The sequence below is a fragment of the Bradyrhizobium sp. LTSP885 genome, assembly GCF_000938305.1.
Taxonomy (GTDB): domain Bacteria; phylum Pseudomonadota; class Alphaproteobacteria; order Rhizobiales; family Xanthobacteraceae; genus Bradyrhizobium.
In genome coordinates this window covers 49,967-60,386 of sequence record NZ_JYMT01000012.1, presented here as the reverse complement: position 1 = coordinate 60,386, position 10,420 = coordinate 49,967, and the positions used below count along the sequence as shown (strand labels likewise).

The window sequence follows — 10,420 nt, the reverse complement described above, 5'->3', positions numbered from 1 at the left end:
ATTGCCGAACGTCGGTTGCAGCGGCGTGGCCATCGGAGTTTCATATTGCATTGGCTGTCCATGTGATCAGTTCTGTCGCGATGCTTGCGAAAGCGTCATTGAAGGCAGCGACGGCGGAGGCGGGGTCAGGCTTGTCGAGCTTTCGGCGTTGCTGAAACAGCCGCGAAGCCACGACTTGTCCGTCCTTGTTCAATATCCTTGCCGAAAACTCGATCTCTGCGGTCGGTTCAGGATCCGTGTTGATCTGGAAGCTTCTGACGTCGACGAGAAGCTGAGGATTTGTCCCCGGGTTGTCCGTCGAGCGAAGCGGGGCGTGGGCGACATCGTAATTTTCGAAGCTCTGAATGAGCTTTATCTGCAGCATCTTCGGAATGCTGTCGGCCCATTGGGCGTTCGAGAATCCCGGAAGCTCCTTGTTGGGCTCAAGCAGGAACCGCTGCGTGTCGAGCAGCAGGATCGCCGTCGGCGTCGGCATCACCAATTGCTCGTTGAGCGGCTTCTTCGGCGAATCAAATTCTGAGGGAATGCCGAGGTCGTAGATCGTCTTGGGGACCGCTTGCTCTCCACCTCCCGTCATCTTGACAAGGCCGGCCACGATCGAGTCCAGCCCGCCGGTATTCTTGGCAAGCCCTTCCGCAAATGTCTTCAGATTGGCGATCGTGCTTTTCAACGGCTCCGCGTTTTCGGCCAGCACGGAATCAACCCTGCCCAGTGCATTGCGCGCGGCTTGCGTGATGCTTTGACCCGCTTCCGGATCGGCGATGAGCGTCTGCGTACCGATCGATGCACCGACCTCCTTGCCGCCTTCCAGTGCGATCACCGGAACGCCCGTGAGGCCCTGAAAGTCGAGACCAACTTTTGTGTCAGCGTGGACTGGCGTGCCTGTTACCACGGCGATAGTCGCATCTACTTGCCGCGGGCTGTCCGCGACCAATCCCAGATTGGTGACTTCTCCAACGCGGATTCCATTGAAGAGCACCGCGGCACCAACAAGCAGCCCCGAGACGGAACCTTCAAACTGGACATGGTGGACCGTCCGCGCACCGGTTCCGGCAGTGTTGTGCAGCCAGTAGACGAAACCAAAGACAGCGCCGATGGCTGCCAGGACGAAGGCGCCGACGATGATGAAGGGAGCACGGGTTTCCATTGTCTCAGCTCGATTCTGGTTGCAGCATCAGGGAGCGCTTGCCATGGAAGTACGCCTTGACCCATGGGTGGTCGGAGCGAAGCAGTTCGCTCATCGGGCCGATCGCAACGATCTTGCCGTCCGCGAGCGCTGCGACGCGGTCGCAAACGGTATTGAGGCTGGCAAGGTCATGGGTCACCATGAAGACCGTCAGTCCGAGCGTTTCCTGCAACGTCCTGATCAGATCGTCGAAGTCGCCCGCCGCTATCGGATCCAGCCCGGATGTCGGTTCGTCGAGAAAAACGATGGCCGGGTCCAGCGCGAGCGCACGCGCCAGCGCAACGCGCTTGGTCATGCCACCCGAGAGTTCGGACGGAAACTTGCCGCCGTCCTCCGGCGTCAAGCCGACCATCTCGAGCTTGGCGGTCGCGATCTCGTTCAATAACGATTCGGAGAGGACGAGGTTTTCGCGAAGCGGAAACTGAATGTTCTGCAGTGCAGTCAGGGACGAAAACAGCGCGCCCTGTTGGAACAGGATGCCCCACATCGCGGCGGTGTGGACGTCCCGGCCGTGGCTGTCATCGATATCGACGCCCATGACTTCGATGTGGCCGCTCCGTTTTGGAATAAGCCCGATGATCGTCCGCATCAGCACGGATTTGCCACCGCCGGACGCGCCGACCAGACCGAGGATTTCGCCTTTTCGTACGTCCAGCGACAGATGGTCGATTACGGTTTGCTGACGGAACCCGACCACAAGATCGTTGACGCGAATGGCAAATTGCTCCGGTGATCCCTGCATCGTCACATTCCGATCGATGCAAAGAAAACGGCGAAAGCGCCGTCGAGTACGATGACGAGAAAGATCGATTTGACGACCGATATTGTCGTCTGCTTTCCGAGAGATTCGGCGCTTCCCTTGACCCTCAAACCCTCGCTGCTGGCGACGATGCCGATCACCAGCGCCATAAAGGGCGCCTTGATGATTCCGACCTCGAAATGCGTCACGGAAACCGCTTCGTGAAGCCGAGCAAGAAATATCGCCGGACTCATTCCGCCATAGAACCACGCGACCAGACCGCCGCCGTACAGGGCGGCCATCGATCCGATGAAGGCCAGGATCGGAAGCGCCAGGACCAGCGCGACGATGCGTGGAAGGATCAGGACTTCGACGGGGTCGAGCCCCATGGTGGATAGAGCGTCGATTTCCTCGCGCATTTTCATGGAGCCAAGTTCGGCGGTGTAAGCGCTTCCGGACCGACCGGCGACCATAATGGCGACGATCAGCACGCCAATTTCGCGGAGCACGAGAATCCCGACCAGGTCGACGACGTAGGACTCCGCGCCGAACTTGCGAAAATGAAAGATGCCTTGCTGGGCAATGATGGCGCCGATCAGAAAGGTGACCAGGGCGATGATCGGTATGGCTCGCCATCCGACCTGATACAGGTGATAGACCAGAGACTTGAACCGAAGCGAGCGGGGCCTTTGCAGGACGCCGAGGCAGGCCGAACTCAGGGCCCCCAGCATTTGCAGAAAGACCGATACGTCTTCTGCGGCCCCGAACGTGGAACGGCCGACGGTCTCCAATCGCGCAAGGACGGGATTTTGCACCGGCAGGCTCGGAGGCTTGCGGCGGTTGACCTGCCGAACATCCTCGACAAGGCCCTCATATCGTCCCGCAACGCCAACAACTAACGCGGCATGACCGGCTTCGGATGCACCGCGTGACATCCTCTCGAGCAACCATGCGCCAAGGGTGTCCAGTTCACGGACATCGGCCATGTCGATCTTCAGTTTCTGTGTCTCCCGCACCTGGGGCGAGACACGATTGACGAGATGTTCGAGAGTGGCCGCGTTTGCGGCGGTCCAGGAACCGCCTGGTCTAAGCACCAACGTTTCGTCTTGGGTTGCCGCGCCCAGAAGGGGCCGCGTACTCAATACCTTTGCCGGTCAAGAACGTTCTGTCCGGCTCGTTGTCGACCGGCGGAGCATCCCTCGATCGCGCGCGAGAGTTCCTGGAGGCAACTCGTGCGATCCAGTTTGGCTCGGTTTGATTTCTTGCTTAACACTTGTTCTCCTGCTCCAAATCTTGTGTTCCAAGTCTTGTCTTCCAAGACTTGGGGCGTGCGCGCAACCAGCGCAGCATTGGGGATCAAGTGATTGATTTTCGCGTTTTCGGAGCAACTGGGCCGGAGGCGACGTGTAGGCGATGCTGCCGAAGAGCCGGTGTCGATGCCAGGCGTTCGCGAAGTCGTTTGATAAGTACTGAAGCAGGTTTCAGTTCCCCATCGCGAGGATATGCAGGTGGCTCATCAAAACGGACATAGGCGCCCTGAGACCGGGCGGAAAACGCTAGGTAGCAACCGCCATTCCGCCCGCGAGAAATTCTGTAACGATCTCAATGGCCAAAAAACGCCGAGAACGTCAAAACGGCTATTGAACACACAACAAGATTTCCCGACCTCCAAGCTGAGTACGAGCGTTCGATTCCTTTCACCCGCTCCAGCGTTTTCATAGATTTAGCGAGAGGGTCGGATTTCATTCCGACAAGTGGGCTGCCTTGCACGCCCTGATGCTTGCTTTTCGGTCGGCTGTTTTGCGTGTCTGATGGGTTCTCGTATTCCCGCGCTGCCCCAGCTAGTGCCGCGACTGCGTGAGAAACGACGCGATCCGACTCTCTGCGGGGGCGGCCAGTAGTTCCGTCGGCGTGCCTATCGTCTGAATGCGCCCGTCGTCGATGAACGCTACTCGATCCGAAATGCCGAGTGCAAAGCGCATCTCGTGCGTGACGATAACCATGGTCGTGCCTTCGTTCGCGAGCACCTCAATGACGCGCAGGACCTCGTTCACCAATCCGGATCGAGGGCAGACGTCGGCTCGTCAAAGAGCATGATGTCCGGCTGCATCGCCAAGGCACGGGCGATTGCCGCACGCTGCTGTTGCCCTCCCGAAAGTTGGAAGGGAAACTTGTGCGCGTGATCCAGCATGCCGACCTTGTCCAGCATCGCGAGAGCTGTCGCCTCGATGTTCTGGCGCGAACCACTGCGGTGATACCGAGGTCCAAGCCTGACGTTGTCCAGCACTGAAAGGTGCGGAAACAGGTTGAAGCTTTGGAACACCATTCCAATTGCCGTGACCCGCTCGTTGAAATGAGGGGCCAATCGATAGGAACCGCCTTTCGCTTCCACCCACGGTTCTCGGTCGAACAAAATCGTCCCTTCATCGACATTCTGAAGGGCATTGATGGTTCGTATGAGAGTGGTTTTTCCGGACCCGGACGGTCCAATGATACTGACGACTTCCCCCCGGCGGACTTCCAGCGACACGCGATCCAGCACCCTCCGGTGCCCGAAGCTTTTGGTCACCTCTACGATCTCGAGAATGGGCTCGGCCGTCGCATCGATCGAGCGGCGCAACGGACGCTCGGTACGACCCAGAGGAACGACCTTGTCGTCGGTCGGGCGTGGGGCTGGCGTCTTGCGAAGGGACACATCGAGGCGCCTTTCAAGGAAGTGGATCAGGAGACTAAAGACGCTGACGATCAGCACATAGTACACCGCGACCGCCAAGAGCGTGTCGATGACCTTGAAATTCCTGGTGTACAATCGCTGTCCGACCAGCAGGATTTCTGCCAGCGAAATCACCGATACCAGCGACGTCAGCTTCACGATCGTAATGAATTCATTGGCGAGCGAAGGCAAAGCTATTCTCAACGCCTGCGGAACCACGATCAGGCGAAGTCGGCCTATGTAGCGTATCCCCAGCGCTCGCCCTGCCTCGTGTTGACCTTGCGGTACCCCGAGCAGTCCGCCACGATGGATCTCGGCGATGTAGGCCGTTTCGCTCACGACCATCGCGACGAGACCCGCCCAGAACGGCTCGGATAGAACGCCCGAGAGTTGCGGCACCAATTGGGGAAGGTTGTAGACGAAAATCAACAGAACGAGCAAAGGCAAGCTTCGGAAAAACCACACGTAGATCGAGGCCGCGGCTCGCAGCGGGGCGATCGTCGTGTTCTTGGCCAGGGCAACGAGGAGTCCGAGCACGTTGCCGAGGCCCCAAGTCGATATGCTCAGGATGACGACGGTCCCCGTCGCCAGCCACAAGTCCCTGTTTCCAAACAGCGTGACGACATAGCGCCAGTCCACATCTCCCTCCGGCGTTCTCTGCAGCCGTCCGCCTTTCTTAATTTGTCCCAGACACAGCCTGCTTGAATTCACCGTCGGTCGCGCCCGAGACGTTGTACTTTGCCAAGAGCGCGTCATACTCGCCGTTAGCCTTGATCTTTTCGAAGGCGTCGGTGACGGTTTTCTTGACGTCGGCATTTCCCTTTTTGAAGCCGAGACCCACGATGACCGGATAAAGGGTCGAAGTGCTTGAAATCACAATCTTGCCGTTCGTGGCAGTGACCGCCTGCTTGAGCACAGCGGAGTCTTCCATCTGTGCATCAACGCCTCCAGAGAGTACGGCCTGTGTGGCTTCGGGCGACGTCGGAAACTCGCGCACGTCGATTTGACCGAGTCCCTTTGTCGCGCACGTCGTCTGCGAGACCTCTTGCAGGTTTGCGATCCATGCAGCGGACTTGATGGAGCTCACCTTCAGTCCGCAAAGGTCTTCCGGACTGACGGGTTTGCGCTTGGCGTTCGCTGACACCGCGATTGAAACGCCGGTCTTCATATAGGGGATGAAGTCGATCTGCTGAGCGCGCGCGGGTTTGACATAGAGCGTTGATGCGATCACGTCGAACTTGTCGCCGCCGACTCCAATGATCAGGTTTTCAAACCTGCTATCGAGAAACTTCGCTGTCAGGCCAGCGGCCTTGGCGATGGCGGTCATGAACTCCACGTCGAAGCCGGCGGGCTTGTTGTCGCCGTCGACATAGTCGTACGGCGGATACGTTTGGTCGGAGCCCACCAGCAGCACCCCGCTGGCGATGGTGCCGGCCCGTGCAGTCGCACTCATCAGAAGAGCTGCGGTCGTCGAGGCAAGAAGCGTTGCGACGATACCGATTGTCTTGATCATGATGTCCTCATTTGGTTGTCGGCGGGCTTGCTCGCCTGGTTAGTAGGCGGAGCTGGCGCCGGATTTCAGATCGTGTCGCTCGTGACCCTGGATCGGCGGGTTGAATACGGAGACCAACCGGAGATCGGTCTTGGCCCGCAGGTAATGCCTGTCGTGCTTGTCGAGGGCGTACATCACGCCGGGGCGAATGACATGCCGCGTGCCCTCCATGTCCTCGATCTCGCCCTCGCCTGACATGCAGTAACAGGCCTCGAAATGTTTTTTATACTCGAGGAGCGACTCCGTCCCGGCGAGCACAAGCGTGTCCGCGACGGCGAAACCCATGCCGTCCGTGGCCAGTAGCAAGCGACGGCTTTGACCGTTTCCCCACGCTACGTCGCAGTCACTTCCGGCGATCTCCTCAAAGGTACGTACGATCAATATTGCCTCCGCCCGTGTCTGTGGTTTGCGGCAAACCTCACAGCGAGGATTGTTGCCACATGTGAGAAATGCTAACTTGCGGCGGCGCCTTCTTGCATCCAGCCTGCAAAATCGGGTGTCGTCGGTCGCCAAGCATTTGATATGGACTATGCTGCGCGAAACGACGCCGGACAAATGATCAAACCTGACATATATGTGAGAAAATCTTACAAATGATGCTTCCGCCACTGAATGCCTTGCGCGCGTTCGAAGCGGCCGCGCGGCTCACCAGCATCTCCCGCGCCGGCGACGAATTGCACGTCACACACGCGGCGATCAGTCATCAGATCCGTCATCTGGAGACTTGGCTGGAACGTCGTCTGATGCAGCGCTCGGGCCGTGGCATTTCACTCACGCCTGCCGGCCTCGACTACTATCGGATCGTGACGGGTGCGCTCGCGACAATTGCTACGGCGACCACGAATCTGCGTCGGGACCACGATCCTCGCGCCATCACCGTCGGATGTATCCCCTCGATCGCTGCGCGTTGGCTCGTCCCGGCGCTTCCAGACTTCTTCGCGGTTCATCCCGAAACAAATGTGCGGATCGTCTACGCCCGGGCCGAAGAGCGCTTCGACGAGGAGAACCTCGACGTGTTAATAACGCTCGGCGAGGATCATTCGGCCGGTCTGAATTGCGGGCTGCTGTTTTCCAGGGCCAACAAACCGGTGACGAGCCCTCACTATCTGGCAACGCATAGCGGTCTGCTTGCCAAGGAAGGCATCGCACGATCTGATTTGTTGCACGATGAGACGACCGATGCGTGGAGCGAGTGGTTCAGGAAGGCGGAGGTAACGCCACCGAAGCGGCTGAGGGGTCCTGTCTTTCAGGACTTCAATATGCTCGCGACTGCACTGGTTGCGGGACATGGTGTTGCCCTTTGCCCGGTGCAGGTCTTTTCGCAAGAAATACGGCGCGGCGATCTTGTGGTGATGTCCGACATCGCGACGCTGGAGGACAAGGGCTACTACATCATCTCACGGACGCCGCGGCGCAAGATGGTTACGAGCTTCGTCGATTGGTTCAGCGGTCTTTGTGCTGCGGGCTCAATGTCGGCGACGACCTGACGGGCCGTCCGCTGACGAGAACGGCTAACCAACGAGAATTGGAACTTCGGCGTCGAGAACAGTCCGCGTGCAGACAAAAAGGCAGAATGTCTGCAACCGACGCAGTCGGCCAGGCTCAAACGTCGTTATGCCGACAATTCTTCCGCATCGGGGGCACCCGGTGCGGTCGCCCAGGCCAGTTCGACCAGCGTCACGGTGCGGCGACCCGCACCATCGAGCTGGCAAACGATGAGGCCCTGCTCCTCGATATAGGTCAGCAGGCGCCGCGCGCGGCGAAACGAATGTGTGCCGTAGGCGCGGGCAATCGCCGCATCGCTGGGGCAGGGCTGGCCCTCCTTCGCCGCGCGAGCGATCATCATGAAGACGCCCTGCATGTCCTCAGGCAGGACGGCGGCACGGACCGAGACATCCTGCCATCCGTCATCCTCGGCCATGTCGGTGCCAAGCCCGGCGCGGGCCCGCGTCAGCATGCGGCGGAAGTCACCGAGGTCCGGCACGGTCAAACCGAGGCCCTCGATTCGGCAGCGGACCACGAACTCCTGGTAGAGGACGCCGATGGCCCGGAATCCGGCGTCGGGTTCAGCCAGGATGGCACAGAGGATGCGGTCCAGCCGCTCACGCCGCTCCGCCAGTTCCTCAGCGCTGAGTGGCTGCTCCACCGCCTCAGCTGGCGCCGGCGTCGCCGCCATCAGCTGGCCCAGCAGGTCTGGCGCCGTCCTGCGCTGCGGCCGGATGTTCTCGGGCGGTGGAGCTGCCAGGATAATGGCGCGTGCATCCTCGAGTGTCTTTCCAGGTAGCGGCATCAGTCGCGGCGTCCCACTGCGTGGCTGGGTCTCCGTTGGACCGATGCGCAACCCGAGAGGACGGCGGGAGAGGGCGGGGCCCAGCGCCATGAATTGACCACGTTCGAGATCCCGGAAGGCCTCTGCCTGTCGCCGCTCCATGCCGAGAAGATCGGCGGCGCGCGCCATGTCGATGTCGAGGAAGGTTCGGCCCATCAGGAAATTGGAAGCCTCGGCCGCGACGTTCTTGGCAAGCTTTGCCAGCCGCTGGGTTGCGATAACCCCTGCAAGTCCGCGTTTGCGGCCACGGCACATCAGGTTCGTCATGGCTCCGAGAGAGAGTTTGCGTGCCTCGTCGGAAACCTCTCCGGCGACCGCCGGCGCGAAGAGCTGCGCTTCGTCCACCACCACCAGCACCGGGTACCAATGGTCACGGGCCACCTCAAACAGCCCGCCAAGAAAGGCGGCCGCGCGCCGCATCTGGTTCTCGGCGTCGAGCCCTTCGAGATTGAGCACCGTGGAGACGCGATGGATGCGCGCCCGCTCGCCGGCGACCTGCAGGCCGCGCTCGGTATGGTCCTCGGCATTGATCACGAGATGGCCGAATCGTTCGGCCAACGTTACGAAGTCACCTTCGGGGTCAACGATGGTCTGCTGCACCCATTGGGCGCTCTGTTCCAGCAGCCGGCGCAGCAGATGGGATTTGCCGGAGCCCGAATTGCCTTGCACCAGCAGGCGGGTTGCCAGCAGTTCCTCGAGATCCAGGGTCGCGGAGCCGCCTGCCGTCGTATTCCCCATCTCGATCGCAACGGTCATATCTCGACTCAAAAATTCCCTGCGGCATGGGGGCTTATCAACGTGACCGCAACCAGTCGAGCGCTGGCGATCTCAATGACTGAAATAGCCGTGTATTGTCGGAACGCCGGTTGAACGCCGAGGGAATTCGCAGCCTTCCCGGCTGAATATGAGGGGTCGATTCCCTTCACCCGATCCAGATCGCTGCCTTGTCCGCGACGTCACCACTTGTGGGAGCCGACGAGTTGCACCGATCCTCCAAGCAGGCAGCCGATCGGTCTGTCGCCGGCAAAACCGAGCCGGATGCTGATCTCCGACAAGGAATTCATGGCTCGCCCTTGCAGGACGGTGATGCGCTCGCTGTCAGCCTTGACGAGGCCATTCCTGAGCAACCCGAATGCCAGCGCGGCTGCGGCAATTCCGGTCGCTGCGTCCTCGGGGTAGCCTGACGACTTCGGGAACTGTCTGGCTTCGAAGCGACGGCCGTCCTGATCGTCGACCGCGTAGGGATAGAGTCCGGTCGATCCAATGCTTTCGCAACACTGCTCGGTCGTCGCCATGTTCGAGGTCAGACTGTTCAGGAGATCGACGCTTTTCATCGGAATGAGCGTCTTCACCCGCGACGTGACCGCGTTTTGGATCGGCAGGTCGAGCAGGTCGGCGCGTGAGATGTGAAGCGCCGCCAACACCGCTTCTTCCTCCTCACGTGACAGAGCGACCACTTTCCCGACCGGCTGCGTGATCTCGACATAGGGATCCTCGGGGCTGGTCATGTCGACGAAACCGGTCACCGGTCCGCTGCGGGTGTCGATGCGAACCTGTTCGGTTCGCAGCTGTCCGGTCGTTGCCAGCGCCCAAAGCGCGCCGATCGTGGCGTGGCCGCACATTTCCATCTCATGGCGGGGAACCCAGAACCGGAAGATGTAGTCGGCGTCGTCGTTGGCGGCCGGCAGGACGAACCCGGACTCGTGCCCGAAATGTCCGGCGATACCCTGCATAGCCTCGCTCGGCAGCGCCGAGGCGTTGGTGACAACAGGACAGGGATTGCCGCCGGCGCCCCTATGCGTGAAGACATTGACTAACTTGATCTCGGTCATCTCGACAGCCCGCTTCGATTCATCGATCAGCGATCCTTGCCGCCGTCCCTCCCTTCTAGCGAGAAAGAT

10 protein-coding genes are annotated in these 10,420 nt (G+C 60.2%); 1 reads left to right on the top strand and 9 read right to left on the bottom strand.

Annotation, left to right across the window (positions count from 1 at the left end):
* Positions 1 to 40 precede the first annotated feature (40 nt).
* From UP09_RS08225 to UP09_RS08200, 7 genes are all read right to left on the bottom strand, one after another.
* A complete protein-coding gene (locus tag UP09_RS08225) occupies positions 41 to 1,147 on the bottom strand; it encodes an ABC-type transport auxiliary lipoprotein family protein (RefSeq protein WP_044537590.1) in 1,107 nt (368 codons plus the stop codon).
* A gap of 4 nt (positions 1,148 to 1,151) precedes the next feature.
* Positions 1,152 to 1,928, bottom strand: a complete 777-nt coding sequence (locus UP09_RS08220) for an ABC transporter ATP-binding protein (RefSeq protein WP_044537589.1) — start codon at positions 1,926 to 1,928, stop codon at positions 1,152 to 1,154.
* Positions 1,929 to 1,930: 2 nt separating this feature from the next.
* On the bottom strand, positions 1,931 to 3,067 hold the full coding sequence (locus UP09_RS08215; protein WP_044537587.1) for an ABC transporter permease: 1,137 nt from the start codon (positions 3,065 to 3,067) through the stop codon (positions 1,931 to 1,933).
* 699 nt (positions 3,068 to 3,766) lie between these two features.
* Complete coding sequence (locus UP09_RS38430) at positions 3,767 to 3,979, bottom strand: ATP-binding cassette domain-containing protein (RefSeq protein WP_245301815.1); 213 nt, start codon at positions 3,977 to 3,979, stop codon at positions 3,767 to 3,769.
* A complete protein-coding gene (locus tag UP09_RS36865; protein WP_245301813.1) occupies positions 3,976 to 5,277 on the bottom strand; it encodes an amino acid ABC transporter permease/ATP-binding protein in 1,302 nt (433 codons plus the stop codon). The genes UP09_RS38430 and UP09_RS36865 overlap by 4 nt, the downstream gene beginning before the upstream one ends.
* 37 nt (positions 5,278 to 5,314) lie before the next feature.
* On the bottom strand, positions 5,315 to 6,151 hold the full coding sequence (locus UP09_RS08205) for an ABC transporter substrate-binding protein (RefSeq protein ID WP_052833017.1): 837 nt from the start codon (positions 6,149 to 6,151) through the stop codon (positions 5,315 to 5,317).
* A gap of 39 nt (positions 6,152 to 6,190) precedes the next feature.
* Entirely contained in the window at positions 6,191 to 6,571 is a 381-nt protein-coding gene (locus tag UP09_RS08200; RefSeq protein ID WP_044537586.1) for an ectoine synthase, read from the bottom strand.
* Positions 6,572 to 6,783: 212 nt separating this feature from the next.
* Here UP09_RS08200 and UP09_RS08195 point away from each other — a divergent pair, with 212 nt between their 5' ends.
* On the top strand, positions 6,784 to 7,677 hold the full coding sequence (locus UP09_RS08195) for a LysR substrate-binding domain-containing protein (RefSeq protein WP_044537585.1): 894 nt from the start codon (positions 6,784 to 6,786) through the stop codon (positions 7,675 to 7,677).
* Between the two features lie 125 nt (positions 7,678 to 7,802).
* Here the strand turns inward: UP09_RS08195 and UP09_RS08190 are convergent, their stop codons facing one another.
* Both UP09_RS08190 and UP09_RS08185 read right to left on the bottom strand, forming a co-directional pair.
* Positions 7,803 to 9,275, bottom strand: a complete 1,473-nt coding sequence (locus tag UP09_RS08190) for a helicase HerA domain-containing protein (protein ID WP_044537584.1) — start codon at positions 9,273 to 9,275, stop codon at positions 7,803 to 7,805.
* A gap of 200 nt (positions 9,276 to 9,475) precedes the next feature.
* Positions 9,476 to 10,351, bottom strand: a complete 876-nt coding sequence (locus UP09_RS08185) for a PhzF family phenazine biosynthesis protein (protein ID WP_044537583.1) — start codon at positions 10,349 to 10,351, stop codon at positions 9,476 to 9,478.
* Positions 10,352 to 10,420 lie beyond the last annotated feature (69 nt).

Bases quoted from the DNA above. Each gene is read 5' to 3' on its own strand.
- UP09_RS08225 (WP_044537590.1), bottom strand. From the start codon at position 1,147: ATGGAAACCCGTGCTCCCTTCATCATCGTCGGCGCCTTCGTCCTGGCA.
- UP09_RS08220 (WP_044537589.1), bottom strand. From the start codon at position 1,928: ATGCAGGGATCACCGGAGCAATTTGCCATTCGCGTCAACGATCTTGTG.
- UP09_RS08205 (WP_052833017.1), bottom strand. From the start codon at position 6,151: ATGATCAAGACAATCGGTATCGTCGCAACGCTTCTTGCCTCGACGACC.
- UP09_RS08195 (WP_044537585.1), top strand. From the start codon at position 6,784: ATGATGCTTCCGCCACTGAATGCCTTGCGCGCGTTCGAAGCGGCCGCG.
- UP09_RS08190 (WP_044537584.1), bottom strand. From the start codon at position 9,275: ATGACCGTTGCGATCGAGATGGGGAATACGACGGCAGGCGGCTCCGCG.
- UP09_RS08185 (WP_044537583.1), bottom strand. From the start codon at position 10,351: ATGACCGAGATCAAGTTAGTCAATGTCTTCACGCATAGGGGCGCCGGC.